30 protein-coding genes are annotated in these 26,434 nt (G+C 70.8%); 21 read left to right on the plus strand and 9 right to left on the minus strand.

Going from position 1 to position 26,434, the window contains the following annotated elements:
• Window positions 1-49 precede the first annotated feature (49 nt).
• From CF165_RS03930 to CF165_RS03945, 4 genes are all read left to right on the plus strand, one after another.
• Complete coding sequence (locus CF165_RS03930; protein ID WP_093946027.1) at window positions 50-361, plus strand: hypothetical protein; 312 nt, start codon at window positions 50-52, stop codon at window positions 359-361.
• Window positions 362-381: 20 nt separating this feature from the next.
• Window positions 382-1,521, plus strand: a complete 1,140-nt coding sequence (locus CF165_RS03935; RefSeq protein WP_093946028.1) for a transglycosylase SLT domain-containing protein — start codon at window positions 382-384, stop codon at window positions 1,519-1,521.
• 9 nt (window positions 1,522-1,530) lie between these two features.
• The gene (locus CF165_RS03940; RefSeq protein ID WP_093946029.1) at window positions 1,531-2,748 is read left to right on the plus strand and encodes a pyridoxal phosphate-dependent aminotransferase; all 1,218 of its coding nucleotides are present in this window, start codon (window positions 1,531-1,533) and stop codon (window positions 2,746-2,748) included.
• A gap of 101 nt (window positions 2,749-2,849) precedes the next feature.
• Window positions 2,850-3,038 carry a hypothetical protein gene (locus CF165_RS03945; RefSeq protein WP_093946030.1) on the plus strand — a complete coding sequence of 63 codons (189 nt, stop codon included), beginning with the start codon at window positions 2,850-2,852 and terminating at the stop codon, window positions 3,036-3,038.
• A 3-nt stretch (window positions 3,039-3,041) separates the two neighbouring features.
• On the opposite strand, the gene CF165_RS03950 is transcribed toward CF165_RS03945, so the two are convergent.
• From CF165_RS03950 to CF165_RS03960, 3 genes are all read right to left on the minus strand, one after another.
• The gene (locus tag CF165_RS03950) at window positions 3,042-3,863 is read right to left on the minus strand and encodes an SAM-dependent methyltransferase (RefSeq protein ID WP_093946031.1); all 822 of its coding nucleotides are present in this window, start codon (window positions 3,861-3,863) and stop codon (window positions 3,042-3,044) included.
• 83 nt (window positions 3,864-3,946) lie between these two features.
• Window positions 3,947-4,525: an HAD family hydrolase gene (locus tag CF165_RS03955; RefSeq protein WP_093946032.1), complete on the minus strand. Its 579-nt coding sequence runs from the start codon at window positions 4,523-4,525 to the stop codon at window positions 3,947-3,949.
• Window positions 4,526-4,539: 14 nt separating this feature from the next.
• A complete protein-coding gene (locus CF165_RS03960; protein WP_093946033.1) occupies window positions 4,540-5,562 on the minus strand; it encodes a threonine aldolase family protein in 1,023 nt (340 codons plus the stop codon).
• A gap of 136 nt (window positions 5,563-5,698) precedes the next feature.
• Between CF165_RS03960 and CF165_RS03965 the strand changes: the two genes are divergently transcribed.
• The 3 genes from CF165_RS03965 to CF165_RS03975 are packed head-to-tail and all read left to right on the plus strand — an operon-like array spanning window position 5,699 to window position 7,545.
• Window positions 5,699-6,208 (plus strand): SigE family RNA polymerase sigma factor, encoded by a 510-nt coding sequence (locus CF165_RS03965; protein WP_093946034.1) that lies wholly within the window; start codon window positions 5,699-5,701, stop codon window positions 6,206-6,208.
• Window positions 6,201-6,917: a hypothetical protein gene (locus CF165_RS03970; RefSeq protein WP_093946035.1), complete on the plus strand. Its 717-nt coding sequence runs from the start codon at window positions 6,201-6,203 to the stop codon at window positions 6,915-6,917. Before CF165_RS03965 ends, CF165_RS03970 begins: the two co-directional genes overlap by 8 nt.
• A gap of 34 nt (window positions 6,918-6,951) precedes the next feature.
• Window positions 6,952-7,545, plus strand: coding sequence for a TetR/AcrR family transcriptional regulator (locus tag CF165_RS03975; protein ID WP_093946036.1), 594 nt, complete (start codon window positions 6,952-6,954; stop codon window positions 7,543-7,545).
• A 59-nt stretch (window positions 7,546-7,604) separates the two neighbouring features.
• Here CF165_RS03975 and CF165_RS03980 read toward each other — a convergent pair whose 3' ends face one another.
• The 3 genes from CF165_RS03980 to CF165_RS03990 are packed head-to-tail and all read right to left on the minus strand — an operon-like array spanning window position 7,605 to window position 9,967.
• Window positions 7,605-8,309, minus strand: a complete 705-nt coding sequence (locus CF165_RS03980; protein ID WP_093946037.1) for a FadR/GntR family transcriptional regulator — start codon at window positions 8,307-8,309, stop codon at window positions 7,605-7,607.
• A 40-nt stretch (window positions 8,310-8,349) separates the two neighbouring features.
• Window positions 8,350-9,357: a lactonase family protein gene (locus tag CF165_RS03985; protein WP_093946038.1), complete on the minus strand. Its 1,008-nt coding sequence runs from the start codon at window positions 9,355-9,357 to the stop codon at window positions 8,350-8,352.
• Window positions 9,350-9,967, minus strand: a complete 618-nt coding sequence (locus tag CF165_RS03990) for a bifunctional 4-hydroxy-2-oxoglutarate aldolase/2-dehydro-3-deoxy-phosphogluconate aldolase (protein WP_093946039.1) — start codon at window positions 9,965-9,967, stop codon at window positions 9,350-9,352. The genes CF165_RS03985 and CF165_RS03990 overlap by 8 nt, the downstream gene beginning before the upstream one ends.
• Before the next feature lie 66 nt (window positions 9,968-10,033).
• On the opposite strand from CF165_RS03990, the gene CF165_RS03995 reads away from it, so the two are divergent.
• The 9 genes from CF165_RS03995 (at window position 10,034) to CF165_RS04035 (ending at window position 19,058) form a co-directional block, all read left to right on the plus strand.
• Window positions 10,034-10,756 carry an SDR family NAD(P)-dependent oxidoreductase gene (locus CF165_RS03995; RefSeq protein ID WP_240521442.1) on the plus strand — a complete coding sequence of 241 codons (723 nt, stop codon included), beginning with the start codon at window positions 10,034-10,036 and terminating at the stop codon, window positions 10,754-10,756.
• Between the two features lie 13 nt (window positions 10,757-10,769).
• Window positions 10,770-11,915 (plus strand): galactonate dehydratase, encoded by a 1,146-nt coding sequence (gene dgoD, locus CF165_RS04000; RefSeq protein ID WP_093946040.1) that lies wholly within the window; start codon window positions 10,770-10,772, stop codon window positions 11,913-11,915.
• A gap of 60 nt (window positions 11,916-11,975) precedes the next feature.
• Window positions 11,976-13,316, plus strand: coding sequence for an N-acetylmuramoyl-L-alanine amidase (locus tag CF165_RS04005; protein ID WP_240521443.1), 1,341 nt, complete (start codon window positions 11,976-11,978; stop codon window positions 13,314-13,316).
• A gap of 67 nt (window positions 13,317-13,383) precedes the next feature.
• Window positions 13,384-14,811, plus strand: a complete 1,428-nt coding sequence (gene purB / locus CF165_RS04010; RefSeq protein ID WP_093946042.1) for an adenylosuccinate lyase — start codon at window positions 13,384-13,386, stop codon at window positions 14,809-14,811.
• A 119-nt stretch (window positions 14,812-14,930) separates the two neighbouring features.
• Complete coding sequence (locus tag CF165_RS04015) at window positions 14,931-15,746, plus strand: substrate-binding periplasmic protein (protein WP_093946043.1); 816 nt, start codon at window positions 14,931-14,933, stop codon at window positions 15,744-15,746.
• Between the two features lie 47 nt (window positions 15,747-15,793).
• On the plus strand, window positions 15,794-16,576 hold the full coding sequence (locus CF165_RS04020; protein ID WP_093946044.1) for an ABC transporter substrate-binding protein: 783 nt from the start codon (window positions 15,794-15,796) through the stop codon (window positions 16,574-16,576).
• 59 nt (window positions 16,577-16,635) lie between these two features.
• Window positions 16,636-17,397: an amino acid ABC transporter permease gene (locus tag CF165_RS04025; RefSeq protein ID WP_093946045.1), complete on the plus strand. Its 762-nt coding sequence runs from the start codon at window positions 16,636-16,638 to the stop codon at window positions 17,395-17,397.
• On the plus strand, window positions 17,394-18,134 hold the full coding sequence (locus tag CF165_RS04030; RefSeq protein ID WP_093946046.1) for an amino acid ABC transporter ATP-binding protein: 741 nt from the start codon (window positions 17,394-17,396) through the stop codon (window positions 18,132-18,134). Before CF165_RS04025 ends, CF165_RS04030 begins: the two co-directional genes overlap by 4 nt.
• 42 nt (window positions 18,135-18,176) lie before the next feature.
• Window positions 18,177-19,058 (plus strand): MOSC domain-containing protein, encoded by an 882-nt coding sequence (locus CF165_RS04035; protein WP_205660759.1) that lies wholly within the window; start codon window positions 18,177-18,179, stop codon window positions 19,056-19,058.
• Here the strand turns inward: CF165_RS04035 and CF165_RS04040 are convergent.
• Window positions 18,941-19,747, minus strand: a complete 807-nt coding sequence (locus CF165_RS04040; RefSeq protein ID WP_093946047.1) for an SAM hydrolase/SAM-dependent halogenase family protein — start codon at window positions 19,745-19,747, stop codon at window positions 18,941-18,943. The genes CF165_RS04035 and CF165_RS04040 overlap by 118 nt on opposite strands.
• A 47-nt stretch (window positions 19,748-19,794) precedes the next feature.
• On the opposite strand from CF165_RS04040, the gene CF165_RS04045 reads away from it, so the two are divergent.
• From CF165_RS04045 to CF165_RS04055, 3 genes are all read left to right on the plus strand, one after another.
• The gene (locus CF165_RS04045) at window positions 19,795-20,799 is read left to right on the plus strand and encodes a phosphoribosylaminoimidazolesuccinocarboxamide synthase (protein WP_093946048.1); all 1,005 of its coding nucleotides are present in this window, start codon (window positions 19,795-19,797) and stop codon (window positions 20,797-20,799) included.
• Window positions 20,720-21,184, plus strand: a complete 465-nt coding sequence (locus tag CF165_RS04050) for an NADPH-dependent FMN reductase (protein ID WP_093946049.1) — start codon at window positions 20,720-20,722, stop codon at window positions 21,182-21,184. The genes CF165_RS04045 and CF165_RS04050 overlap by 80 nt, the downstream gene beginning before the upstream one ends.
• A gap of 75 nt (window positions 21,185-21,259) precedes the next feature.
• Entirely contained in the window at window positions 21,260-21,955 is a 696-nt protein-coding gene (locus CF165_RS04055; RefSeq protein WP_240521444.1) for a DUF2334 domain-containing protein, read from the plus strand.
• Here CF165_RS04055 and CF165_RS04060 read toward each other — a convergent pair.
• Both CF165_RS04060 and CF165_RS04065 read right to left on the minus strand, forming a co-directional pair.
• A complete protein-coding gene (locus CF165_RS04060; RefSeq protein ID WP_093946051.1) occupies window positions 21,952-22,587 on the minus strand; it encodes an MBL fold metallo-hydrolase in 636 nt (211 codons plus the stop codon). The genes CF165_RS04055 and CF165_RS04060 overlap by 4 nt on opposite strands.
• 44 nt (window positions 22,588-22,631) lie before the next feature.
• The gene (locus CF165_RS04065) at window positions 22,632-23,570 is read right to left on the minus strand and encodes a DUF5937 family protein (protein WP_093946393.1); all 939 of its coding nucleotides are present in this window, start codon (window positions 23,568-23,570) and stop codon (window positions 22,632-22,634) included.
• Between the two features lie 60 nt (window positions 23,571-23,630).
• Here CF165_RS04065 and CF165_RS04070 point away from each other — a divergent pair, with 60 nt between their 5' ends.
• A complete protein-coding gene (locus tag CF165_RS04070) occupies window positions 23,631-24,776 on the plus strand; it encodes an MFS transporter (RefSeq protein ID WP_093946052.1) in 1,146 nt (381 codons plus the stop codon).
• A 34-nt stretch (window positions 24,777-24,810) separates the two neighbouring features.
• A complete protein-coding gene (locus CF165_RS04075; RefSeq protein WP_093946053.1) occupies window positions 24,811-26,307 on the plus strand; it encodes an aldehyde dehydrogenase family protein in 1,497 nt (498 codons plus the stop codon).
• The last annotated feature ends 127 nt before the right edge of the window (window positions 26,308-26,434 follow it).

Consider the following 26,434-nt stretch of genomic DNA (forward strand, 5'->3'; position numbering starts at 1 on the left):
GGCGACGTCTGACCGGGCGGAGACAAGTTTCCGAAGGGGATGACGAACCGTGCCTGTCTACGACTCGGACTCGATGGCCATCGCGGCCGGTCAGGTGGAGAAGCTGAAGGACGAGTTCGAGAAGTCCAAGCAGAAGGTCACCGGCCTGGACCACGAGAAGGAAAGCCCCTTCGGCGGGATGGACGAAAAGGGCGACGCGCACGGCGCGGTCGGCAAGTTCAAGGACGGCGTGCACAGCCAGTTCGACGCCGCGGGCAAGCACATGGAGGCGCTGGGGTTCGCCATGCGCAAGGCCGCGGGCCTGATCGCCGAAACCGACCAGGTCGGGGCGAGCGACCTCGAGCTGCACGTCGACAAGTGAACTGAGCAGGGGGCACGACAGTGGCTTTGACTCCGACCGGCGCCGGGACACCGGACAACTGGGACGCCTTCATGAAGAAGGTCGACCAGGTCGAAAAGGTGAACCTGCAGAAAATCACCGACGCGGCGACGCAGTTCCGCGAGGCGGGCAAGAACGCCGGTGACCACAATGCGTCGCTGAAGAATTCGACCGACGCGCTCAACGGCGGTGTGTGGGCCGGTCCGGCGGCGGACCAGTTCTTCCAGTACGTCCGCCAGGTCCGGGACGCCGGGACCAAGGTGCAGAACCACCTCGAGGACGTCGCCAAGGACCTCGACGACCTCGCGTCGACCCTCGAGCAGATCAAGAAGAACGTCCAGGACAAGCAGCTGGCCGCGGAGAAGGCCGTCAACGCCCGGAACCAGCAGGCGCAGACCGCCATCGACAACGCGAAAGCCGCGGAGAAGACGGCGCACGACGAGGGCAAGCCCGGCCCGAGCCCTTCGTCCGACGAAATCCTGGCCACGGCTAAAACGGACATCCACACCATCACCGCGGGCTTCGACGGCGACGTGACCGGCCTGCAGACCCAGGCCGACACCGCGATCAAGGCCTCCCAGAAGCTGATGTCCCAGCAGATCGAGGGCGGCTACGACCAGGTCCCGCTGCCGAGCAGCGCCTCGACGGCACCGCAGAGCACCGGCGGCATCCACAGCAACGGCGGCTCCCACCACGGCGGTGGGGGTGGCGGTGGCGGCGGTGGAGGAGGCGGTGGTGGCGGCGGCCTCGGACCCAGTGGCGGCCCGCCTTCCTCGCCGCCTCCCGGCAATGTGCAACAATGGATTCAGGAAGCGATGAAGGCCCTTCAAGCCGCGGGAATTCCGGTGACGGATGCGGATATCCCGAAGATCTGGGCGATCATCCAGCACGAATCCGGCGGAAATCCCAACGCCATAAACAATTGGGATTCGAATGCCGCCGCGGGGCACCCGTCCAAGGGGCTCATGCAATGCATCGACTCGACGTTCAACGCCCACAAGCTGCCCGGGCACGACAACATCTACAACCCGGTCGACAACATCATCGCCGGGGTGCGGTACTCCTTCGACCGGTACGGCGGCCTCGACAACGTGCCCGGCATCAAGGCCATGGCCCACGGCGGTGCCTACCGCGGCTACTAGCCTGGCCGCATGGTCGACCTCGGAGCCTTCGCCGGGCCCGCGCTGCGGGCCGGCGTGCCGCCCTTCCACGTCATGGACGTCCTCTCGGCGGCCGGCGCCCGGCAGCGCAGCCACGGGGATCTCGTGTCGCTCGCGGCCGGGCAGCCGTCCGCGCCCGCGCCGAAGCCCGTCCTGGAGGCCGCGCACCAAGCGCTGCGGAACAGCACGCTCGGCTACACCGAACAGCTCGGCCTCCCGGAGCTGCGCGAAGCCGTGGCCGGGCACTACCGGAGCCGGTACGACGTCGACGTCCAAGCGCACGACGTCGTCCTGACCACCGGCTCGTCCGGCGGCTTCCTGCTCGCCTTCCTCAGCGCCTTCGATCCCGGTGCCAAGGTCGCCATGGCGCGGCCCGGCTACCCGGCCTACCGCAACCTGCTGTCCGTGCTGGGCTGCGAGGTCGTCGAGTTCGCCACCACCGCTGAGACGAACTTCCAGCCCACCGTCGCCCTGCTCGACGAGCTCGGCCCGATCGACGGGCTGATCGTCGCCAGCCCCAGCAACCCCACCGGGACCGTGTTGCCGCCCGGGGAGCTCGCCGCGATCACCGGCTGGTGCGCGTCGCACGGGGTGCAGCTCATCAGCGACGAGATCTACCACGGCATCTCTTACGGTGCACCGCCCGAGGCACGCTTTCCCGCCGAGGGCGCATGGAAACAGCTCGACTGCGCGTGGCAGTTCGGCCGTGAGCCGATCGTGCTCGGGAGCTTCTCCAAGTACTTCGCGATGACCGGCTGGCGGCTCGGCTGGATGCTCGCGCCGCAGCGCCTGCACCGCGCGGTCGACGTCCTGACCGGCAACTTCACCATCTGCCCGCCCGCGGTCTCGCAGTACGCCGCCCTCGCCGCCTTCACGCCCGAGGCGTACGCGGAAGCCGACGCGCACGTCGAGCGGTACCGCGCCAACCGCGACCGGCTCTTCGCGGGCCTGAAGCGCATCGGCATCGGCAACCTCGCCCCCGCCGACGGTGCCTTCTACGCCTACGCCGACGTCAGCGAGTACACCGAAGACAGCTTGAGCTGGTGTCAGCGGCTGCTCGCCGACACCGGGCTCGCCATCACCCCCGGCGTAGACTTCGACCCGGTCGACGGCGGCAAGTTCGTCCGGTTCTCCTTCGCCGGCAGCGCCGAGGACATCGACGAAGGGGTGCGGCGGCTGGGGGCCTGGCTCGGCCAGGGGGAACCCTGATTTAACCCCGAACGTTGGCTCTTCGAGGGGAGTTTCACCGCCGCGGGTGGCAGTGTGGAGTCACCGGGCCGGTGGGGCCACGGGAAAGCATCGGAGGAGCCATGTTCTGGAAGATCGTCGGCGGCCTGATCGTCGCCTGGGTGGCGTTCATGGTGCTGGGGAGCGTGCTCGGCTTCCTGTTCAAGGCTGTCCTGTGGATCGCCATCATCGGTGGCGTGGTCTTCCTGGGCACGGCCGCGTACGGCGCCATCACCGGCAAGAAGGACAACAAGCGCATCAACCGCTACTGAGCTTTACGGGATCCGCGCCACGCCGCAGAGCGACGTCCAGTTGACGGGCGTCAGCGGCGCCAGGCGCGGCCCGTCCGGCCACCACAGGTGCGGCGCGGTCAGCCCGGGTTCGAGCAGTTCGAGGCCGTCGAAGAAGGACGCGATCTCGGCTCGCGTGCGGTAGCGCGTGTCGAGGCCGGTGCCGGCGAACCGGTCCTGCAGTGATGCCGCGACGGCGGCCGCTTCGGAGCCGTCGTCCGGGTTGTGCTGGTGCAGCAGGAGCAGGTACGAGCCCGGCGCCATCGCGCCGACGTAGGACTTGACGACCTGCTGCGCCAGCTGCAGGTCCGTGATGTGGTGGACGATGGCGCACAGCACGAGCCCGACGGGCCGCTCGAAGTCGATGAACTGCTTCACCGTGTCGTCGGCGAGCGTTTCTTCGGGGTGCAGCAGGTTGTTGCCGGAGAAGTGCGTGAAGTCGTTGTCGACGAGCAGGGCCCGGCCGTGCGCCTGCACCACCGGGTCGTTGTCGACGTAGACGACGTGCGCTTCCGGGTTGTACTTCTGCGCGACCTGGTGGGTGTTCTCCACCGTGGGGAAGCCCGAGCCGAGGTCGAGGAACTGGTCGACGTCCAGCCGTTCGGTCAGGTAGCGGACGGCGCGGACGAGCCACTGCCGCACCTCCTGGGCCATCGCCGGGGACTCGGGTGCGATGTCCAGGATCTGCCCCAGGACCGCGCGGTCGGCCGCGTAGTTGTTCTGCCCGCCCATGAGCGCGTCGGAGACGCGCGCGATGCTCGGCCGGTCGAAGTCGACGCGGTCCGACGGTCGTTCGCTCGTCGCCATGGCACCTGCCGGGGAAGTCGGGGGCGCCCAGCCTAGGTCATGGGGATCACGGCCGGTAGGCGGCCGTGCGGTGTGGGTGAGTTTCAGTCCAGCCAGGCGCGGGCCGCGTCGGCGCCGTTCCACACGTGGGCGCGCAGACCCACGGCGCGTGCGCCGTCCACATTGGACTCCCGGTCGTCGAAGAACAGGCAGTCGGCCGGTTCGGCGCCGAGCTCGTCGAGCAGGAGGCGGAAGATCTTCGCGTCCGGCTTGACGCACCGGACGTCGCCCGAGAACAGCGTCACGCGGAAGTGCCGCGCCCAGTCCTGCGCGCGGACCCACTCGCCGAACACCGACGGCGCGTTCGACAGCAGCGCCAGTGCCGCGCCGGCCTCGGAAAGCGCCTCGAGCAGCGCCTCCGAAGCCGGTTCCAGGTGACCCCAGCCCTCGACGTCCATGCGGGTCAGCTCGGCCGACATCGCCTCGTCGACGGGCACGCCCACCGCGTCACCGACGGCTTGCCAGTACTCCAGCGGCGTGCTGCCGGCGTCGTACGGGATCCGGTAGTCCCAGTACGCCTTCTCGAACTCCGGCAGCGGCGCGCCCATCGTCGCGGCCAGGTCCGGGCGTGCCACGCTCGGCTTGCTGAGCACGTCGCCGTAGTCGAACACGATCCAGTTCATCGGTACCCCCCAGGTCACGCGCCGGTCTTGAGCCGGCGCAAGGTTTCTTCGACGTCGGCCGCGCTCAGGTCCCGGTGGGTGACGAACCGGACCCGGCCCGACACCGCGATCGCGCGGATCCCCAGCGAGTCGAGCCACGTCTGCGCGGCCAGGCTGTCCGGCACCTCGGCGAGGACGATGTTGGTGTCCGGCTCGTTCGCCGGCCAGCCGTGTTCGCGCAGGCCCTCGGCGAGCCGCCGGGCGTTCTCGTGCGACTCGGCCAGCTCGGGGACGCGGTCCAGCGCGACCAGGCAGGCCGCGGCCAGGATGCCGCCCTGCCGCACACCGCCGCCGAGCATCTGCCGCATCCGGCGGGCCTCCCGGACGAACTCCGCGCTGCCCGCGACGACCGAGCCGACCGGCGCGCCGAGGCCCTTGCTGAAGCAGGCCGACACGCTGTCGACGCCGACGGTGAGCGCGGCCGGCGGCACTTCGAGCGCGACGGCGGCGTGCCAGATCCGGGCGCCGTCGAGGTGCACGGTCAGGCCGGCTTCCTTGGCGACGGACAGCAGCTGGGCGTGCTCGTCGGGCGGGGTCACCGCGCCGCCGGCGGCGTTGTGCGTGTTCTCGAGGCAGAGCAGCGAGGTCCGCAGCGGGAAGTACGGCGCGGGTCGTCCGATCGCGGCCGCGAGGCCGTCGGGCGAGGGACGGCCCGGGCCGCCGTCGTGTTCGACCGGCTCCGGCATGCCGCCGGCCAGCCACGCCGCCGACCCCAGCTCGTTGGCCAGCACGTGCGCGCCGCGCGTGGCGAGGAAGCGTTCGCCGCGACGCAGGTGGATGCTCAGCGCGACCAGGTTCGCCATGGTCCCGCTCGGCACCCACAGGGCGGCGGCCATGCCCAGGACGTGCGCGGCCCGCTCCTCCAGCTCCGCGACCGTCGGGTCGTGGTCGAGGACGTTGTCGCCGACCTCGGCGGAGGCCATCGCCGCCCGCATCACGTCATCCGGCCGGGTGACGGTGTCGGAGCGGAAGTCCAGTACGGGCAGCGAGAAGGTCACAGAGCGATCACATCACACCCACGTCGCGGGGATCAATCTGCCCTTGAGTGGTCGAACCCACTCCGTCCGTGCAACCGTGGACGCCCCTGATTCCGTCCTCCCGGGCGAACGACAACAGAGCGGAGCACGACTGCGCGTGGACCAGCGCGACGAGCAGGAGTTCGCGGAGTACTTCGCCGCCAGGCGGGACGCCGTGCGCCGGACCGCGTACATGCTCTGTGGTGACTGGCACCGGGCGGACGACCTCGCGCAGACGGCGTTCGTGGCACTGCACCGGAGGTGGAAGAAGATCAGGGATCGCGCGGCGACCGACGCGTACGTCCGCAAGACACTCGTCCGGGCGTCGATCGACGAATCGCGGCGTCCGTGGCGGCGCGAGTGGCAGACCGAGACGCTGCCGGAGCCCGCCGACGACACGCCAGGCCTCGACGACCTCGTCGCGACCAGGGAAGACCTGCTCGCGGCGTTGAAGGAAGTGCCGCCCAAGCAGCGGGCGGTGCTGGTCCTGCGGTTCTTCGAAGGACTGGACGTGACCAGCGCGGCGAAGGAGCTGGGCTGCAGCGAAGGCAACGTGAAGAGCCAGACCGCGCGCGGGCTGGCGAACCTGAAGCAGGTCCTGGAACGGGAGGTGGAGACCAATGGATGAGCAGGAGCTGCGCTCGTTGTTCTCCGCCGCGCCGGGCGACGCGCCCGAGCCGACGTTCTCGCAGGACGACGTCGTCCGCGAGTCCCGCCGCCAGACCGTGCGCCACCGCAACCGGATCACCGCCGGGGTGAGCGCCGCGGTGCTGGTCGTCGCCGGGTTCGGGGCGTACGGCGTGCTGTCCGGGAGTACCCCGAAGTCGATGACCGCGGCGAACGGCGACGCCGTGTCCTCGCAATCGGATCTGGGCTCCTCACAACCTGGGGACGGCCCGATGCGTCCTCAAGTCGGTGGGGAGTCACCGAACTTCTCGTCCGAGGTACCCCAGCAGGGGGGTACCACGGACGGGAAGACCGGCCCTCTGGCCGAAGGCGCCTCCGGGTGCGAACAGGTGGACAGGGAGCTCGCCATCGCCCTCGCTGGCGAGCTCCCTGGCCACGTCTCGGACACCCAGGCCGTCCCGGGCGGCGCCTGTTCGACGGCGGCGCGGTCCGCGGGGTTCCCCGTCCCGGGCGGCGAGATCGCCGCGGCGGTGTACCCGAAGGGTGTCCCGGTGGCCCGCAAGTTCCAGCCCGCCGGCACGGTGACCGCGCAGGTGGGCACGGCGTCCGGGGGCGCGCTGGTGCTGGTCAGCGTGCCTTCCTCCGGGGCGGCGGCGCCGCTCGCGGGGCAGGTCGAGCAGTTCGCGCACCGTCTCGCGCCCCGCTTCTGAACCCGGGGCGGCCCGGTTGGCAGAATGACCGGCCATGACCGCTGCGACCACCCCGAAAGGGGAGCGACGGCGCGCCGCGCTCGTCGAGGCCGCCGCGAAACTGCTCGTCGAGGGCGGGTTCGACGCCGTGCGGCACCGGGCGGTCGCCGAACGCGCCGGCCTGCCGCTCGCGTCGACGACGTACTACTTCGACTCCCTGGAAGACCTGGTCACGGCGGCCGTCGAGCACCAGTCGAACGCCGAGCTGGCGACCGGCCGCCGACGGCTGGAGGAGCTCGCGACCCGTCACCGCGGCGTGCAGGCGACCGTCGAGCTGGTGCTGGAGATGCTGCTGGGGCAGGAGAGCGGTGACGCCGATGCCGACGCCGAAGCCGTGCTGCTGCGGTACGAGCGGTTGGTCGCGACCGGCCGCCGTCCGTACCTGCGGCCGTTGATGCGGACGTTGTCGGCCCAGCTCAACGAGCTGCTGACGGAGATCTTCGCCCGCTCGGGCACGCCCGTCACGGAGGCCGAGCTGGACCGGCTGGTGGCACTGGTCGACGGCGCGGTCGTCAACGCGCTGATCGCCGTCGACCCGGCCCCGCGCGCGGCGGCGGCCCGGATGCTGCAGGCGGCCCTCGCCGAATGAGCAGCCTGCCGCCGTGGCCGGTCGTGAGTGAGAAACGGGGTCAGAACACTGTTTCTCACTCACGACCGGCCGCGCTGAGCCTTCTCCAGGTCCTCGCGGGACTTGGCGACCAGGGTGAGCATCGCCTGCTCGGCCGCCGCGGCGTCACGGGCGGCGATCGCGTCGACCACCTTCCGGTGGCTCGGCACCGGGTCCTCCGCGGTCGGTGCCCCGTGCACCAGCTTGTCGCGCTCGGCCAGGCCGATCGCGATGATCCGCTCCATCCGCACCAGGAAGTTGTTGTGGGTGGCGGCCATCAGCCGCCGGTGGAAGGCCAGGTCGGCCTGGACGCACGCCTCGGGGTCGTCGCCCGCGGCGGCCATGTCGGAGAGCGCTTCCCGCAGTGCCTCGAGGTCCTCGTCGGACGCGCGCCCGGCGGCGATCCGCGCGGCCGCGGGTTCCACGACCGCGCGGACCTCGGTGAGCTCGTCGAGCAGTCCCGGATCGTCGGCGGCCGCGGTCTGCCAGCGCATGACGTCGGCGTCGAGCATGTTCCACTTCTCGCGCGGCTGGACGAACGTGCCGCGCTTCTGCCGCGCGTCGATCATGCCCTTCGCGGCCAGCACCTTCAGCGCCTCGCGCAGCGCGGTCAGGCTGATGTCGAGCTCTTCGCGCAGCGCGGGCAGGTCCAGGACGGTGCCCTCGCCCCACTCGTCGGAGAGGATCCGGCTGGCCAGTGCCTCCACGGTCTGGCCGTGCAAGCCGCGTGGCCGGTGTTCGGTCAATGGAGGACCCTCTCAGCTGGCAGGTGCAGCGATCCTACGGTCAGGGCAGGGAAACCGGGAGCACGAACGTCGGCGACCCCGTCGGGTGGTACCGCAGCTCCGCATCGCCCGACGCGGTCAGGGTGAACGCTGTGATCGCATCCTCCGACTGCGCCGCGACGTAACAGGTTCCGTCGACCAAGGCGAAATGCCGGGGGTTCGCGCCGCACGGCTGGTCCGCCACCGCGGCCGTGTCGTCGAGGGCGAACTCCGTGACGCAGTCCGGGCCGCGGTTCGACACGTACAGGCGCTCGCCCGTCAGTTCGAGGTGCGCCACCAGGTTCGGGCCCGAGGACGGCGAAAGCGTCGAAGCCGTCGACGACACCACCGAAAAGGCGCCCGGCGAGGTCTCCCGGACCGTCACGACGGTCCCGGCCAGCTCCCCGACGACGTACGCCAGATCGGTGCCCGGGCGGCGCACCAGCTGACGCGGACCGGTTCCCGGCGGCAGCGAAGACACCGCGAGCGGCTCCAGCGAACCCGACGAAGACAGCGTGTAGCTGCGGATTTCGTCCGTGCCGAGGTCGACCGCGCTCACCACGGACCCGTCCGGCGACGGCACCGCCATGTGGACGTGCGCGGCCTCCTGGCGGTCGGAAACCGGGCCGCTGCCGCTGTGCTGGACCAGCGCCGTCCGGCCGCCGAGCGCACCCGAAGACGTCAGGGAGAACACCGCCAGGCTGCCGCCGGTGTAGTTGGCGCACAGCAGGAACTCCCCGTCCGGTGTCACCGCCAGGTGGCACGGGTGCGCGCCGCCCGTCTCGGCCGAGCCCAGCACCGACAGCTCGCCGGAGGCGGAGAAGGACAACGCCGTCACCGCGCCTGAAGCCGTCTCGTTCGCCGCGTACAGCACCGGCAACGACGGGTGGCGCACCAGCCACGACGGCGACTCCAGGGCCAGTGCCGCGATCTCCGTCAGCTCGCCCGACGGCGAACGCGAGAGCGTCGTGATCCCGGTGCCCTTCCCGGCGTCGCCTGTGTAGCACCCGACGAAGACCAGTTCAGCCATGCGCGCTCCTCAACAGCGTCTCGACCCGGGCGGAGATCTCCGCGCTGGTGCCGCGGGTCAGCGCCGAGCCGATCCCGCAGGCCACCGCTCCCGCCGACCGCCAGCGTGGCACGTCACCGGGGGCGATGCCCCCGGTGGGTACCAGTGGCGCCTGCGGCAGCGCCGCCCGCACGTCGGAGATCCACGACGGCGACAGCGCGGAAGCCGGGAACACCTTGACCGCGTCGGCGCCCGCTTCCAGCGCGCGCACGATCTCGGTGACCGAGCCGGCGCCCGGGAAGGCCGCCGCACCGTGGCGGTGCGCCGTCCGGATCACCGCGGCGTCCACCGACGGCGACACGAGGAACCGCGCGCCGGCGCGGATCGCCAGCACCGCCGACGGCTCGTCGAGCACCGTGCCGGCCCCGATCGTCGCGGCCGGGTAAGCCCCGGCGAGCACGGAGATCGCGTCCAGTGCTCCCGGGTTGGTCAGCGGCAGCTCGATCGACCTCAGTCCGGCTTCGAGGGCCGCGCGGGCCGCCGAAACCGCCGATTCCGCGTCGTGTGTGCGCACGATTCCGACGACGCCCTGGCGCAGCGCGTCCGCCGTGATCTCCCAGCGATAGGTCATGCGAGGAGGCTACCCAGTGAAATCATATTTTAGTATTTAATCTTGCGAAGGTCGCGAGGACACGGCATGCTGATCCTGGCTGACGAAATCCGAGAGGAGACGGCGATGTCCGCGCGTACGGCGGTGGTGACGGGAGCGGCGTCCGGGATCGGGGCGGCGACCGCGGCCAAGCTCCTGGAATCCGGCTACCGCGTGCTGGGCGTGGACATCGCCGAACTCCCGGACGGTGTCGTCCCGGTCCGGGGCGACGTCCGCGACGAGGCCACCTGGACGGCCATCGGCGAAGTGGACGCCCTGGTCAGCAACGCCTACGTGCCCAGCACCGGGCCGCTGCACGAGATCGGCCTGGCCGAGTGGCAGCGCCAGCTCGACGTCAACCTGACCGGCACCTACCTCGCTGTCCGGGCCTGCCTGCCGTCGCTGCGAGAGCGGCGCGGCGCGATCGTGCTCGTCTCGTCGGTGCACGCGCACTTCGGCCTGCCGGGCCACCCCGCGTACGCCGCGAGCAAGGGCGCGCTGGTCGCGCTGGCCCGGCAGCTGGCCGTGGAATACGCCCCCGCCGTGCGGGTCAACTCCGTGCTGCCGGGTCCGGTCCTCACCGAGGCCTGGAACCGCATCTCGCCGGAAGACCGCGAACGCAGCGCGCGGGCGACGCCGGCGGGCCGCCTCGGCCAACCGGAGGAGGTGGCGAACGTGATCGCGTTCCTGCTTTCGGACGCCGCGTCGTTCGTCACCGGGGCCGAACTGACCGTCGACGGCGGCTGGTCCGCCGCCAAGGATTCCGCGTAGATCGGGGACACGGGTGAAGATCACCGGCATCGAAACATTTCTGGTCGCGCCGCGCTGGCTGTTCCTCAAGGTCAGCACCGACGAAGGGATCAGCGGCTGGGGCGAGCCCGTCGTCGAGGGCCGCGCGGAGACCGTCCGCGCGGCCGTGCACGAGCTGTCCGAACTGCTCATCGGCCAGGACCCGCTGCGCATCGAGGACCACTGGCAGGTGCTGCGCCGCGGCGGTTTCTACCGCGGCGGCCCGGTGCTGTCGAGCGCGTTGTCCGGCTTCGACCACGCGCTGTGGGACATCGCCGGGAAGGTCCGCGACGCGCCGGTGCACGAGCTGCTCGGCGGCCCGGTCCGCGACCGCGTCCGGGTCTACAGCTGGGTCGGCGGCGACCGGCCCGCCGGCATCCGCGAAGCCGTGACCGCACAGGTCGAGGCGGGGTTCACGGCGGTGAAGATGAACGTCGCCGGCCCGTTGCCCGCGATCGCGTCGCCAGCGGAAGCCGACGCCGCGGTGGCGCGGGCGTGGGAGGCGCGGGAGGCCCTCGGCCCGCACCGCGACCTGGCGATCGACTTCCACGGCCGCGTCTCGCCCGCGATGGCGCGCCGGCTGGTGCGCCTCCTCGAAGACGTCCAGCCGATGTTCGTCGAGGAGCCGATCCTGCCGGAGACCCAGGGTGACGCGCTGCGCTCGATCGTCGAGGCGTCGACCGTGCCGATCGCGCTCGGCGAACGGCTCTTCTCGCGCTGGGAGTTCAAGCCGGTGCTCGACGCCGGCGTCGCGGTGGTCCAGCCGGACCCGTCGCACGCCGGCGGGATTTCCGAGCTGCGGCGGATCGGCGCGCTCGCCGAGGTGTACGGCGCTTCCCTGGCGCCGCACTGCCCGCTCGGCCCGATCTCCCTGGCCGCGTCGCTGCAGGTCGCGTTCGCGACACCGAACTTCCTGATCCAGGAACAAAGTGCGGGCATGCACTACCACGGAGGCCGGGAACACAGCTATCTCGCCGACCCGTCGATCTTCGCCTTCCGCGACGGCTACGCGGCCCGCCCGCTCGGGCCCGGCCTCGGCATCGAGATCGACGAGGACGCCGTCCGCCGGGCCGACGAGATCGGGCACGCGTGGCGGTCGCCGGTGTGGCGTCACGACGACGGCGGCTTCGCGGAATGGTGAAAGCGCTTTACAGAAGCGGGATTTCTGGGATCATGCCTGATGCCCTTCACCGTCAGAACCTTGACTGCCGCGGTGTTCGCGCTGGTCGCCTCGGCCGCGCTGCCCGTCACGGCGCACGCGCAGGACGCCCCGGCGCCGGAATGCCCGGCGAATCTCGACTGCCAGTTCGTGCCCGCGGGGTACGACTGGTCCACCGCCGACCACAGCGACCCCAACAACTACGGCAACTACGACCCCGCGAACCGGCCGGTTGACGGCCAGAAAATCCAGTACATCGTCATCCACGACACCGAAAGCGTGCCGAGCAGCACCGCGAGCCCGTACGACCAGGCCATCGCGTCGTTCAAGAACCCGGCGAGCGGAGCCAGTTCGCACTACGTGATCCGTTCGTCCGACGGGCAGGTCACGCAGATGGTGCCGACCAAGGACGTCGCCTGGCACGCCGGCAACTGGACGATGAACGAGCACTCGATCGGCATCGAGCACGAAGGCATCGCGGCCCAGGGCGGCACCTGGTACACCGAGCAGATGTACCGCTCTTCCGCGGCGCTGGTGAAGTACCTGGCGGCGAAGTACCACATCCCGCTGGACCGCCAGCACATCCTGGGCCACGAAGACATCTCGCGGGAGCGCACGAAGAACTTCGTGGCCGCGCACTGGGACCCGGGCCCCTACTGGGACTGGGCGCACTACATGGACCTGCTCGGCGCGCCGATCAGGCCCACCGGTTCCCCGGACAGCCAGGTCGTCACGATCAACCCGCGCTACGCGACGAACCAGCCCCCGATGACGACGTGTGACGCGGCGGGCACGTGCACGCCGCTGCCGGCGCACGGCGCGAACTTCGTCTACCTGCGCACCGCGCCCGACGAGACCGCGCCGCTGATCACCGACCCGGTGAACCACCCGGACGGTTCGCCCGGCACCACCGCGATCGACGACTGGAGCGACAAGGCGGTCACCGGCCGCTCCTACGCGCTCGCCGGGCAGCAGGGTGACTGGACGGCCATCTGGTACGGCGGGCAGAAGGCGTGGTTCCACAACCCCGGGCACTGCTCGACCGTGCCCGGCCGCGGCCTGCTGCTGACCGCTCCCGACGGCGTCTCGTCGGTGCCGCTCTACGGGCGCGCCTACCCCGAGCAGTCCGAGTACCCGGCGGCGATCCCGTTCGATCCCATCTGGACCGTCGCGCCGGTCCCGTGGACGCTGCCGGCCGGCCAGACCTACGTGGCGACCGGTTCGTTCAAGGCGGAGAACTACTACGCGCGGTTCGACCCGGCGGGCGTGCCGGCCAACCACACGCTCGTCGTCGGCGGTGAGACGTACTTCCAGATCTCGTACAACCACCGGGTGGTGTACGTGAAGGCGTCCGACGTCAAGGCGCTTCCGTACGAGTCCTGACCGGGGTGCGGTGACGGCCCGCGCCCCGGGCCGTCACCGCCCTGACCTGCACAGGTATCGTGAGGGCGTGACGGACAAGCCCCGCATTCCGAACGTACTCGCCGCCCGCTACGCCTCGGCGGAGCTGGTCTCGCTCTGGTCCCCGGAGCACAAGGTCGTCCTCGAGCGGCAGCTGTGGCTCGCCGTCCTCAAGGCGCAGAAGGACCTCGGCGTCGAGGTGCCGGACGGCGTCGTCGAGGCCTACGAGCGGGTGCTCGAGAACGTCGACCTCGAGTCGATCGCCGCCCGGGAGCGCGTCACCCGCCACGACGTCAAGGCCCGAATCGAGGAGTTCAGCGAGCTCGCCGGGCAGGAGCACATCCACAAGGGCATGACCTCGCGCGACCTCACCGAGAACGTCGAGCAGCTCCAGCTGCTCCGCTCGCTGGAGCTCGTGCGGACCCGGGTCGCCGCCGTGCTGGCCCGGCTCGCCGCCCTTGCCGTCGAGCACGCCGACACCGTCATGACCGGGCGCTCGCACAACGTCGCCGCGCAGGCCACCACCCTCGGCAAGCGGTTCGCCACGGCCGCCGACGAGCTGCTGGTCGCCTTCGACCGGCTCGACAACCTCATCGGCCGTTACCCGCTGCGCGGCATCAAGGGCCCGGTCGGCACCGCGCAGGACATGCTCGACCTGCTCGGCGACGAGTCCACTTTGGACCAGCTTGAAGAGCGCGTGATGCAGCACCTCGGGTTCGGCCGCCGGTTCGTCAGCGTCGGCCAGGTCTACCCGCGCTCGCTCGACTTCGACGTGCTGTCCACTGTGGTCCAGCTCGCCGCGGCGCCGTCCAGCCTGGCCAAGACGATCCGGCTGATGGCGGGACTCGAGCTCGTCACCGAGGGCTTCAAGCCCGGCCAGGTCGGCTCGTCCGCCATGCCGCACAAGATGAACACCCGCTCGTGCGAGCGCGTCAACGGCCTCGCCGTCGTGCTGCGCGGCTACCTGTCGATGATCGGCGAGCTGGCCGGCGACCAGTGGAACGAAGGCGACGTCTCCGACTCGGTCGTCCGCCGCGTCGCGCTGCCGGACGCGTTCTTCGCGCTCGACGGCCTGCTGGAGACGTTCCTCACGGTGCTCACCGAGTTCGGCGCCTTCCCGGCGGTGATCGAGCGTGAGCTTGATCGCTACCTGCCGTTCCTCACCACGACGAAGGTGCTCATGGCGTCCGTCCGCGCCGGCGTCGGACGTGAGACGGCCCACGAAGCCATCAAGGAGAACGCCGTCGCCGTCGCACTGGAGATGCGGGAAGGCCGCGCGGAGAACGACCTCATCGACCGCTTCGCCGCGGACGAGCGCATCCCGCTCGACCGCGGTGAGCTGGACAAACTCCTCGCGGACCGGATTTCCTTCACCGGCACGGCCGGGCGTCAGGTGGCGCAGGTCGCCGAGCGCGTCTCGCGGGTTCTCGAGCGGTTCCCCGAGGCGGCGGGCTACGCGCCGCAGCCGATCCTGTGAGCTGACGCACCCGTCCACGGACTGGAACGAATCCACACGAACAGGCGAAATCCCTAATCTCGATCGCTGAACCCCGTGCTCTTCGCGCGCCACTCGCGCGCTCAACCATGGAAGAAGCGATGAGATCCACGCTGTCGAAAATCGCCGCGGTCGTCACCTCGGGCGCGCTGGCGCTGACCCTGGCCGCCTGCGGCTCGGACAGTGGTTCGACCACTCTGCGCGTCGGCACCCTGAGCGACGCCCCGCCGTCGATCTACCTGGAGAACGGCCGCTTCACCGGCTACGACAACGAGCTGCTGCGCGACATCGCCAAGCGTGAGGGCTTCGAGGTCGAGTTCGTCGGCACGGAGTTCGCCGGGCTGCTGGCCGGTGTGGCGAACGGCAAGTTCGACATCGGCAGCTCGTCGATCTCCAGCACCGAGGCCCGCAAGAAGACGGTCACCTTCTCCAACGGCTACAACACCGGATTCACCACGGTCGTGACCGCGAAGGGCGCGAACCTCAAGGCGGTCGGTTCGCTGAGCGGCAAGCGCCTCGGCGTGGTCCAGGGCTCGGTGCAGGACGAGTTCGCGGGCAAGGTCGCCGGTGCCCAGGTCGTCCGCTTCCCCGACTACAACGCGGGCTTCGCGCAGCTGAAGAACGGCACGCTCGACGGCTGGGTCGTGCCGCAGGACATCGGCCAGAAGTACCTGGACCAGAACCCGGCGGTCCCGCTGGAGCTCGGGTACACGGTCGAGGACAAGGACACGCCGTCGGCGTTCGCCGTCGCCAAGAAGAACGCGGACCTGCTGAACAAGCTCAACGACGGCTTGGCCAAGGCCGTCGCGGACGGCACGGTCGCCCGGATCTACGGGCAGTTCTACAAGAACACGCCGTTGTCGAAGGAGCTGCAGCCCGGCGGCCAGGGGCTCCCCGTGCAGAACGCGAGCGCGTGAAATCCGGCCTAAGCTGCATGGGTTCGGGTTCCGGGGTGAGGAGAGGCATGAAGAAGACACTGGTCACGGCGATCGCGGCGACGCTGCTCGCGGCACTGGCAGCGTGTGGCGGCGGCTCCGACAGCGCGAGCGGGAAGACCCTGCGCGTCGGCACGCTCAGTGACTCCAAGCCGAACGCCTACCAGGAGAACGGCACCTTCACCGGCTTCGACAACGAGCTGCTGAAGGCCATCGCGGCGAAGGAGAACCTGAAGCTCGAGTTCGTCGCGACCGACTTCTCGGCGCTGCTCGGCCAGGTCGCGAACGGCACCTTCGACATCGGCAGCTCGGCGATCTCCCAGACCGAAGCTCGCAAGAAGACGGTCGACTTCTCGGCGCCGTACAACTACCAGGCCCTCGGCATCGAGGCGAAGGAAACGGCGGGCATCACCGACGAGAACTCGTTGGCGGGCAAGCGGATCGGCGTCGTCCAGGGCACGGTGTCGGACAGCTGGCTCGGCTCGAACGCGCCGACCGCCCAGGCCGTCCGGTTCCCCAACGATGCCGCGGCCCTGAGCGCGCTGAAGACCGGCGCGGTCGACGGCGCGGTGTTCGACCAGGCCACCGCCGAGGACTACGCGAAGAACAACCCGGACGCGAAGCTCAAGGTGACGAAGGCGATCACCACGACGATTCCGCACGGGTTCGCGTTCAAGAAGGGCAACACGGAGCTGATCGGCAAGATCAACGACGGCCTGAAGAAGGTCATCGCGGACGGCACCTGGGTCAAGGTGCACGACCAGTTCGAGCCCAACGCGCCCGTGCCCGCAGAATTCAAGGCGGGGCAGTAGTCCACATGAAAAACGCAGTAGCGCGAAGCGTTTCCGTTGAGGGCGGCGGTGGGTGACGGGTGGGACAGTTTTTCGACACCTTCCTCAACTGGGAGTACATCTGGCAGGTCTTCCCCGACCTGCTGAAGACCGGCCTGCTCAACACGTTGATCCTGGCGGTCACGTCCGCGCTCATCGGCACCGTGCTCGGCATGGTGCTGGCGGTGATGGGCCTGTCGACCAAGATCTGGCTGCGCTGGCCGGCGCGGGTGTACACCGACATCTTCCGCGGGCTGCCGGCGATCCTGACGATCCTCGTGATCGGCCAGGGCCTCGGCACCCTCGCGCGGGACGTCGTCGGCACCAACCCGTACCCGCTGGGCATCCTGGCGCTGAGCCTGATCGCGGCCGCCTACATCGGCGAGATCTTCCGGTCCGGCATCCAGAGTGTCGACAAAGGACAGCTGGAGGCCAGCCGTGCGCTGGGGATGAGCTACGGCAAGGCGATGCTGCTGGTGATCATCCCGCAAGGCGTGCGGCGGGTGCTGCCGGCGCTGGTGAACCAGTTCATCTCGCTGATCAAGGACTCCAGCCTGGTGTACTTCCTTGGCCTGCTGTCCGAGCAGCGTGAGCTGTTCCGCATCGGGCAGGACCTCGCGGCCAACACGGGCAACCTCTCGCCGCTGGTGGCCGCCGGGTTCGTCTACCTGGTGATCACGGTGCCGCTGACGCACCTGGTGAACTACATCGACAAGAAGCTCCGGACCGGCCGCAAGGTGCGCGTCGACGACCCGGGCGAGGACGAGCTGGACCTGGTGGCCGGCGGGAAGGTCGGCGCGTGACGACAGCGGTGCGTTCGTCCAGTGTGGAACTGCGGGACATCCACGTCAGCTTCGGCACGCTGGAGGTCCTGCGCGGCGTGGACCTCCGCGTGGCGAGCGGCAGGACGACGTGCGTGATCGGCCCGTCCGGCTCGGGCAAGTCGACGTTGCTCCGGTGCGTGAACCGCCTGCAGGAACCGGATTCCGGCGACCTCCTCCTCGACGGCGAGTCCGTGATCCGGTCCGACCCGGACGCCCTGCGCCAGCGGGTGGGCATGGTGTTCCAGCACTTCAACCTGTTCGGGCACCGGAGTGTGCTGGACAACATCGTGCTGCCGCTGCGCAGCGTGAAGAAGCTGGGCAAGGAGGAAGCGGCGGAGATCGCCCGGGCCCGCCTCGCCGAGGTGGGCCTCGCGGACAAGGCGCCCTACCGCCCGAGCGCGTTGTCCGGTGGTCAGCAGCAGCGCGTGGCCATCGCTCGGGCGCTGGCGATGGATCCTGAAGTGATGCTGTTCGATGAGGCCACCAGCGCACTCGACCCCGAGCTGGTCAAAGGGGTGCTGAACCTGATGGCGGGCCTGGCCGAACGCGGCCTGACGCTGATCGTGGTGACGCACGAGATGGGCTTCGCCCGCAGCGTGGCCGACGAAGTGGCGTTCATGGACGCCGGGCGCATCGTCGAGCAGGGGCCACCCGCGCGGATCTTCGACGAGCCTCAGAGCCCGCGCTTGCAGCGGTTCCTGTCGCAGGTGCTCTGAAACCGGGCGCTTCGCCGCCGTGCCCGCGGGTAGCCTGCGGGCATGGCGAGGATTGCGCGGCTGACGTACTACCCGGTCAAGGGCTGCGCCGGCGTCGAAGTGCCGGTCGCCGAGGTCACCCCGGCCGGGCTGGCGCACGACCGCGTCTTCCAGGTCGTCGCACCCGACGGTGACTTCCGCAGCCAGCGTCGTCACCCGGTCCTGGCCGCGGTCCGGCCGATCCTACGAGACGGCCTGCTCACGCTGTCCGCACCCGGCCGGGGAGACCTTGTCATCGACGTCCGGGTGGACGGCCCGCGGCACCCGGCCTCGACGTTCTCCTGGCAGGGTGAAGGCGTCCACCAGGGAGAGGACGCGTCCGAGTGGTTCTCGGACCTGCTGCGAGTGCCGTCCGCACTGGTCGGTGTCGCCCCGGACCACCAGCGTGTCACCAGCGGCCAAACCCCGGGTACGGCCGCGTTCGCCGACGGCCACGCGCTCCTCGTCGCCTCCGAGTCCTCTTTGGACGGACTGAACGCCCGTATCCTTGAACGTGGCGGGGAACCCGTCCCGATGGACCGCTTCCGCCCCAACATCGTCGTCTCCGGCTGGCTCGGACCCCATCAGGAGGACGAAGTTCTCGAAATGGACGCCGGCACCGCGAAGTTCGGGTACGCGAAGCAATGCGTCCGCTGCACGGTCCCGATGGTCGACCAGGAGACCGGGGCCAAGGCAGGCCCGGAACCGATCCGTACCCTCGCGACCTACCGCCGTCACCCGGATGGGGGCGTCACCTTCGGTATGAAGGCCGCCGTGCTCCGGGTGGGTCAGGTCGCGGTCGGCGACGAGGTGATCGTGCACTCCTGGGCCGGTCCCAGCCCGAGCACGGCCGCCGCCGAGCCGCCGTTGACCGCGACCGCGAGACGTCCCGCCGAATCCGTGTAGAGCACGCTGGCCCCCGCGGGCACGTCGGCGAACGTCCGCCCGATCACCGTCGTCACGGCCACCCGTTCGCTGTGCACCGATACCGCGCCGGACAGGCCCGACAGCTCCAGGTCCGCCGGGGTCGCGGCGAGTTGGACGTTGCCGAAGTGGTCGACTGTCAGTACCTCCGACACCAGCTTGCCGGGGAACGCCGCCACGAATGGCTCCGGCATCGCGACCAGGTCGTCGACCGGGCCGCCGAAGTCGGCCGGTGCCACCCCCAGCGCGAGGTGCGCGGCCGCGGGCGCGAAGACGTCCCGGCCGTGGAACGTCGCCGACGTCGTCGGCAGCCGCAGTGACGGCTCCGCCAGCTCGTACGCCTCCCGGAGCCCGCCCAGCGCCTGCGCGGCCGGCAGCAGGAGGCCGTTGTCCGGCCCGACCAGCAGCCCGCCCTCGGCGACGACGACCACGCCGAGCCTGCTCGTGCCGACACCCGGGTCGACGACGGCGACGTGCACCGCCTCCGGCAGGAAGGGGACCGTCTGGGCCAGCGCCATCGCGCCGTGCCGGATGTCCTGAGGGGGGACTTCGTGGGTCACGTCGATCACCCGCACGGCGGGTGCGAGCCGCGCGATCACGCCGTGGCAGGCCGCCACGAAGCCGTCGCGCAGGCCGTAGTCGGTGGTCACCGAGATCCAGTCGTACGCCATGCCAGCATCATCCATGGTGGCGGAGGGTGCGCGTTAGGGTTCGGTGCGTGACACCCCTCCCCACACGCCGGAGGCTCGCTTCCGGCAAGGTCCGTGACCTGTACGAAGTGGGCGACGACCACCTGCTGATCGTCGCCTCCGACCGTATTTCGGCCTTCGAGCGCGTCTTCCCCACCCCCGTCCCCGACAAGGGCCGGGTGCTCACCGCGATGAGCGCGTTCTGGTTCGGCGAGCTCGCCGACGTCCTGCCGAACCACCTGGTGGTCTGCGACGGGCCGCTCGTGCCCGACGCCGTCCGCGGCCGGGCGCTGCTGGTCGAGCGGCTCGACATGCTGCCGGTGGAGGCGATCGTCCGCGGCTACCTCACCGGCCGCGGGTACGCGGACTACCGCGGGTACGGCGAGGTGTGCGGGCTGGCGCTGCCGCCCGGGCTGGCCGAGTCGGCCCGGCTGCCCGAGCCGATCTTCACGCCGTCCACCAAGGCGCGGCCCGGTGACAAGGACGAGAACATCGACTTCGACACGTGCGTGTCGGTGCTCGGCCGCGCGCTCGCCGAGGAGGTCCGGGAGGCGTCGCTGGAGCTGTACCGCCGGGGTGCCGCGCGGGCCGCGGAGCAGGGCCTGCTGCTGGCCGACACGAAGTTCGAGTTCGGCACCGACTCCCGGGGCAGGCTCGTGCTCGCGGACGAGCTGCTGACGCCGGATTCGGCGCGCTACTGGCTCGCCGACGGCCACGAGCCCGGCCTTCCGCAGCCGTCGTTCGACAAGCAGCACGTGCGTGACTGGCTGGTCGACCCGGCGTCCGGCTGGGACTGCGTGTCGCCACTGCCGCCGTTGCCACCCGAAGTGGTGACGGCCACCCGCGACCGGTACATCGAGGCGTACCACCGCATCACCGGGCTTTCGCTGGCAGACTGGCCTCGTGATCCTGCTGATCTGCGGCAGCCTGCGAGCAGGCTCGGGCAATGCGGCGGTGCTGGGGACCGTCGCGACCCTCACCGCGAGCAAGACGTACACCGGCCTTGCCGACCTGCCACACTTCAACCCCGATGACGACCGCGACCCCCTGGACCCCGCCGTCGCCTCGCTGCGGGCGGCGATCAAGGAAGCCGACGCGGTCTTGATCTGCACGCCCGAGTACGCGGGCGGGCTGCCGGGCTCGTTCAAGAACCTCCTCGACTGGACGGTCGGCGGCGGCGAGATGTACGGCAAGCCGGTGGCGTGGATCAACGCGTCGTCGGTCGCGGCCCCGACCGGCGGCCGGGACGCGCACGACTCGCTGCGCAAGGTGCTGACGTACGCGGGCGCGAAGATCGTCGAGGAGGCGTGCGTGCGGATCCCGGTCGCGCGGGCGGACGTCGCCGGCGGCCAGGTCGCCGACCCCGACCTTCGCGGCCGGATCGCGGTGGCTGTGAAGCGCCTACGCGAAGGTATCTGACCTCTTCCGGCAACGGTCGCCTGCCCGTTCTGCGCAGTTCACGACGACGTCAGGCGCGTGCGTCCCAATGGTGGCGTGGACGCTCACTTGCTGGTTTCGCTGTCGGGAATCACCCCGCGCACGCTGCACCGGTGCGCCGACCTCGCGGCCGAGCTCGACCGCCGCAAGGTGCCGCTCTCGGTGCTGTACGCCGCCCGCACCGGCGAAGGGCCGGTGACGGAGTGGGTGCGCACCCGCGCCCGCGGCGGTGATTCCGTGCTGCTGCACGGGTACGACCACACCGTCACGCCCACGCACCGCACGGTCTACCTGGGCAAGAAGGCGGAATTCGCGACACTGCCGGCGCACGAGGCCCGGCTGCGGCTGATCGCGGCGAAGGCGGCGCTGGACAACGCGAGCCTGACCGTCGACGGCTTCGCGCCGCCGCGGTGGGTCGCGTCCCAGGGCACGCTGCAGGCGCTGGCCGAGCACGGTTTCCGGCTGTGCGCGGACCTCGGCGCGGTGCGGGACCTCGTCACCGGCGAGGTGCGCCGCGCCCGCGTGAGTGAGTTCACCAGCCAGTCGCACCGCACGGAGACGGTGCGCTGCTTCACGCTGGTGCTGGCGGCCGCGCGCGCGGCTCGCCGGGGCGGGCTGGTCCGGCTGGGGGCGGATGCCACGGACCTCACCCGCCCCGGCCTCCGCCAGGCGTTGCTCGACGCCGTCGACGTCGCGCTGGAGAACCGCGCTTACGGCGCCACCTACGGCTCGCTGCGCGCCGTGACGGCCTAGAACTTCGCCGGTTCGGCCCGCTCCAGCACCTTGAGCTCGGTGCCTTCGGGCGCGAGGTTGCCGAACAGGCCGTAGTGCATGGCCGGGTTGGCGAGCACGGCTTCGTGGATCGGCACGGCGACCCGCGGCGCGACCGCCCGCAGGTAGTCCACGGCCTCCCCGGCCTTGAGCCAGGGCGCCCCGGTGGGCAGGCCGAGCACGTCGATCTTCTGCTCGGGCACGAAGAACGAGTCGCCGGGGTGGAAGAAGGCGCCGTCGTCGAAGACGTAGCCGATGTTCGGGATGACCGGGATGTCGGCGTGGATCACGGCGTGCTCCCCGCCGACGGCCTTGATCGAGGTGTCCCCGACGGCGAAGGCGTCCCCGACGTTCGCGACGTCGAACGGCAGGCCCAGCTTCTCGATCTCCGGCGCCGAACCGGGGTCGGCGATCAGCTTGGCGCCGGGGTTGGCTTCGAGGACCTTCGGCAGCCGCTCGACGTCCAGGTGGTCGAAGTGCTGGTGCGTGATCAGCACGGCCGACAGCTCGCGTTCACCCTCGAAGCCGGTGGAGAACACGCCGGGGTCGATCAGGATCCGTTCGGAGCCGGTCTCCAGCAGCACGCAGGCGTGTCCGAAATGGACGATACGCATCGATGGTTCTCCTTCACGGGTAGGCGCTTCCAGCCTAGTCCCGCTCAGAGCTTCCCGGTGAGCAAAGCGTCGCCCAGGCCGGTCCGCCGGTACAGCACCCGGTGTCCTCGACGCTCCGAGGCGAGCAATCCGGCGCCGCGCAAGGCCGTGAGGTGCGCCGAAACCGTCGCCGGGGCCAAACCGTGCCGCCGGGCCAGGTCGCTCGTCGCCGCGGGAGCGTCGAGTACGGTCAGCAGCAGGGCCCGCGTCCGGCCGAGGATTTCGGCGAGTGGCTCCGGGGGCACCGCGGACGACGTCCACAGCGAAGCCACGCCCCGAGCCGGGTAGAGCAGGGAGATCTGCCACGGCGGCACCGTCACGACGCCGACGTTCGGCCACGCGAAGACCGCCGGGATCAGCAGCAATCCGCGCGAGTCGATCGAAAGGCGTTCCCTGGACCGGATGTCGACCAGCACCGACGTCCCCGAAAGCCGGACCCGCGGGTTTAGCCCGGCCAGCATCGACGCGAGGCCACCCGAACCCAGCTGCCGCGTCCGGTACGCGATGTCCGCCGCGAGCAGCTCGCGCAGGCGAGGCCATTCCGGTGCCAGCAGGGCCTGCCACACCTGCTCGAGCTGCCCGGCGAGGAGGTCGCGCGCGGTCGCCGGGTCGGCGGGCAGGCCGGACAGGTCCGCGTCCACCATGCCCAGCTCCAACGCGACCTGCGCGGCCGGCGTCGCGCGGACCACCCGCAGCTGCGCTTCGGCCGTCGTCTCCGGGCCGTCGGGCGGTGGGCTCAGGAACTCGGTGATGTAGTGCCGCGCGCTCAGCACCGCGGCCAGCTCGGGAACGTCGGGGACGGCCACGCCGGACGCCCACGGCAGGGTCGCCGGGTGCCCGCGGACGCCCAGCAGCGTCTGGACGGCGCCCAGCACCTCTTCCAGGGGCGAGATCGCGAAGCGGACGCGTTGCGCGCCGGCCGCGGTGAGGACCAGCTCGATCATCGACATTCGCTCCTCTCCGAATCAGTGTGCCGCACGCCGCCGCCGAGCCAGCGTGTGCGCATGTCGTTGTTCACCCATCGCGCCTACTGGCGCTGGTCGGCGGCCGTCCAGCTCACCCGGCTCCCGGGGACCATGGCGCCGCTCGCGTTCACCCTGCTGACCACCGCCACGACCGGCTCGTACCGGCTGGGCGGCGTCCTGATGTCGGTCTACGTGGCCGCCGAGATGGCCGGGGCGGTGCCGGTCGGGCGGCTGCTGGACCGCGTCGGTCCGGCACGCGGGCTGCCGGTGCTGCTGGTCCTGACCGCCGCCGGGTTCGCCGTCCTGGCCGCCTCGGCCGCGGCCGACGCGCCCAGTGCCGCGCTGCTCGCGCTCGTCCTGCTGCCCGGCATCGCCGGCGGCGCGCTGTCGGGCGGCTTCCGGACGCTGCTCGCGGACGCGGTCGACGACGTGCTCCTGCCACGGGCGATCTCCGTCGACGCGATGATCCTCGAAGGTGTCCTCATCGGCGGTCCGGCCCTGGTCGCGCTGCTCGACGTCGCCGGCACGTTCATCCCGGTCACGGCCATGGCCGTCGCCTACCTGGCCGCCGCCGCGCTCGTCCCGCGCCGCGCGGCACCGCACGATGGGGTGGAATCCGGCGCCGATGCGGCCCCGGCACGGCTCGTCACCTACCTGCCCTGGCTGTGCTGCGCCTTCACCGTCGGGTTGCTGCTGTCGACGATCGAGGTCGCGCCCCTGCCGCTGGTCCAGCGGCTCGGCGCGCCCGAGACGGCCGCGCCGCTGGTGATCGCCGTGCTGAGCGGGGCGAGCATCGCCGGCAGCGCGGTCTACGCGTGGCGGGGCAAGACCGGCGACCCGCGGCTGTTCCTCGCCGGGTTCGTCGCCGGCGGGCTCACCCTCGCCGCCGACCTCGGCTGGGCCGGCCTGCTCGTGTCGGTGGCCGTGGTCGGCGCGTGCACCGGGCCGCTGTTCGCCGCGACCTCGGTCAACCTCCAGCGCCTGCTCCCGAAGAACCGCAGGTCAGCGGGGTTCTCGTTGAGTTTCACCGTGCAGTCGTGCGGCTTCGGGCTCGGTTCGCTGGCGGTCGGCGTGCTGCCGCTGTGGCTCGCGCCGCTGCCTGGTGTCTTTGCCGCGGCGGTCGCCGGTGGAATGCTGGTGCTGAAGCCCGCACGAGCTATTGGCACGATGTCAGTAAGGTCGTAACCTGGGCAGACCCTAGACCTCACGGGAGACGCCGATGACTGCCGTCCAGCCGAAGCCGACGTCGGTCGGCGAGACCTTCGACTCGCTCAGCCCGGCGACCGACGAGGTGGTCGGAACCTATCCGATCCACACCGCGGAAGACGTCAAGGCGGCCGTCGAACGGGCGCGCGTCGCGGCGGCGTGGTGGGCGGACCTCGGCTTCGCCGGCCGCGCGGAGCGGCTCAAGAGCTGGAAGGGCGTGCTGACGCGGCGGTTGCCGCAGCTGTGCCAGGTGGTGCGCGACGAGACGGGCAAGCCGATCGCCGACGCGCAGCTGGAGAGCGTCCTGGCCATCGAGCACATCGCGTGGGCGGGCAAGCACGCGAAGAAGATCCTCGGCAAGCAGAAGCGGTCCGCCGGGCTGCTGATGTCGAACCAGGCGGCGACGGTCGAGTACCAGCCGCTGGGCGTGGTCGGTGTGATCGGGCCGTGGAACTACCCGGTGTTCACCCCGCTCGGCTCGATCGCGTACGCGCTGGCGGCGGGCAACGCGGTGGTGTTCAAGCCCAGCGAGTACACGCCGGGTGTCGGGAAGTGGCTGGTAGACGCGTTCGCCGAGATCGTGCCGGAGCAGCCGGTGCTGCAGCTGATCACGGGCTTCGGCGAGACGGGCGCGGCGCTGGTCGGCGCGGGTGTCGACAAGATCGCGTTCACGGGCTCGACGGCGACGGGCAAGCGGATCATGGCCGCGGCGGCCGAGACGCTCACCCCGGTCGTCATCGAGGCGGGCGGCAAGGACCCGGTGCTCGTCGACGCGGACGCCGACCTCGACGCCGCCGCGGACGCCACGGTCTGGGGCGCGTTCTCCAACTCCGGTCAGACCTGCATCGGCGTCGAGCGGGTGTACGTCCACGAGAAGGTCCACGACGAGTTCGTCGCGAAGGTCGTCGAGAAGTCGAAGGACGTGCGCGCGGGCTCGGACGAGGCCGCGCAGTACGGGCCGGTGACGATGCCGTCGCAGCTGGGCGTGATCAAGCGCCACATCCACGACGCACTGGCCCGCGGCGGCAAGGCGGTGCTCGGCGGCGAGGACGCGGTCGGCGACCGCTACGCCCAGCCGACGGTGCTGGTGGACGTCCCGGAGGACTCCGAAGCGGTGCAGGAGGAGACGTTCGGCCCGACGGTGACGATCGCGAAGGTCCGCGACATGGACGAAGCGGTCGAGCGCGCGAACAACACGAAGTACGGCCTCGGATCGACGGTGTTTTCGAAGTCCCGCGGCGTCGAGCTGGCGGAGAAGCTGCGCACGGGAATGACGGCGATCAACGCACCGCTGTCGTTCGCGGGCATCGCGTCACTGCCGTTCGGCGGCGTCGGCGACTCGGGCTTCGGCCGCATCCACGGCCCGGAGGGCCTGCGCGAGTTCGCCCGCACGAAGGCGATCGCCCGCCAGCGCTTCACGGCCCCGATGACGTTGACGTCGTTCACCCGCAAGCCGTCGACGGACGCGATGGTGGCCAAGCTGGTGACGATCCTCCACGGCAAGCGCTGAGACGGCCCGGGGTTGTGGACAGCTCGCGTCCGCAACCCCGGAACTGTCGGTCCTCGCCGCTAAACTGGATACCGGGGGGCCGAGGGCCGGCTCCAGTCGTGCGCCCACCAACCCCGAAGCCGGATTG

Source organism: Amycolatopsis vastitatis (assembly GCF_002234595.1).
Classification (GTDB): Bacteria; Actinomycetota; Actinomycetes; order Mycobacteriales; family Pseudonocardiaceae; genus Amycolatopsis; species Amycolatopsis vastitatis.

Coding starts and splice junctions, on each gene's coding strand:
- CF165_RS03940 (WP_093946029.1), top strand. CDS start 1,531: ATGGTCGACCTCGGAGCCTTCGCCGGGCCCGCGCTGCGGGCCGGCGTG.
- CF165_RS03945 (WP_093946030.1), top strand. CDS start 2,850: ATGTTCTGGAAGATCGTCGGCGGCCTGATCGTCGCCTGGGTGGCGTTC.
- CF165_RS03950 (WP_093946031.1), bottom strand. CDS start 3,863: ATGGCGACGAGCGAACGACCGTCGGACCGCGTCGACTTCGACCGGCCG.
- CF165_RS03955 (WP_093946032.1), bottom strand. CDS start 4,525: ATGAACTGGATCGTGTTCGACTACGGCGACGTGCTCAGCAAGCCGAGC.
- CF165_RS03970 (WP_093946035.1), top strand. CDS start 6,201: ATGGATGAGCAGGAGCTGCGCTCGTTGTTCTCCGCCGCGCCGGGCGAC.
- CF165_RS03975 (WP_093946036.1), top strand. CDS start 6,952: ATGACCGCTGCGACCACCCCGAAAGGGGAGCGACGGCGCGCCGCGCTC.
- CF165_RS03985 (WP_093946038.1), bottom strand. CDS start 9,357: ATGGCTGAACTGGTCTTCGTCGGGTGCTACACAGGCGACGCCGGGAAG.
- CF165_RS03990 (WP_093946039.1), bottom strand. CDS start 9,967: ATGACCTATCGCTGGGAGATCACGGCGGACGCGCTGCGCCAGGGCGTC.
- CF165_RS03995 (WP_240521442.1), top strand. CDS start 10,034: ATGCTGATCCTGGCTGACGAAATCCGAGAGGAGACGGCGATGTCCGCG.
- CF165_RS04015 (WP_093946043.1), top strand. CDS start 14,931: ATGAGATCCACGCTGTCGAAAATCGCCGCGGTCGTCACCTCGGGCGCG.
- CF165_RS04020 (WP_093946044.1), top strand. CDS start 15,794: ATGAAGAAGACACTGGTCACGGCGATCGCGGCGACGCTGCTCGCGGCA.
- CF165_RS04035 (WP_205660759.1), top strand. CDS start 18,177: ATGGCGAGGATTGCGCGGCTGACGTACTACCCGGTCAAGGGCTGCGCC.
- CF165_RS04040 (WP_093946047.1), bottom strand. CDS start 19,747: ATGGCGTACGACTGGATCTCGGTGACCACCGACTACGGCCTGCGCGAC.
- CF165_RS04060 (WP_093946051.1), bottom strand. CDS start 22,587: ATGCGTATCGTCCATTTCGGACACGCCTGCGTGCTGCTGGAGACCGGC.
- CF165_RS04065 (WP_093946393.1), bottom strand. CDS start 23,570: ATGATCGAGCTGGTCCTCACCGCGGCCGGCGCGCAACGCGTCCGCTTC.
- CF165_RS04070 (WP_093946052.1), top strand. CDS start 23,631: ATGTCGTTGTTCACCCATCGCGCCTACTGGCGCTGGTCGGCGGCCGTC.
- CF165_RS04075 (WP_093946053.1), top strand. CDS start 24,811: ATGACTGCCGTCCAGCCGAAGCCGACGTCGGTCGGCGAGACCTTCGAC.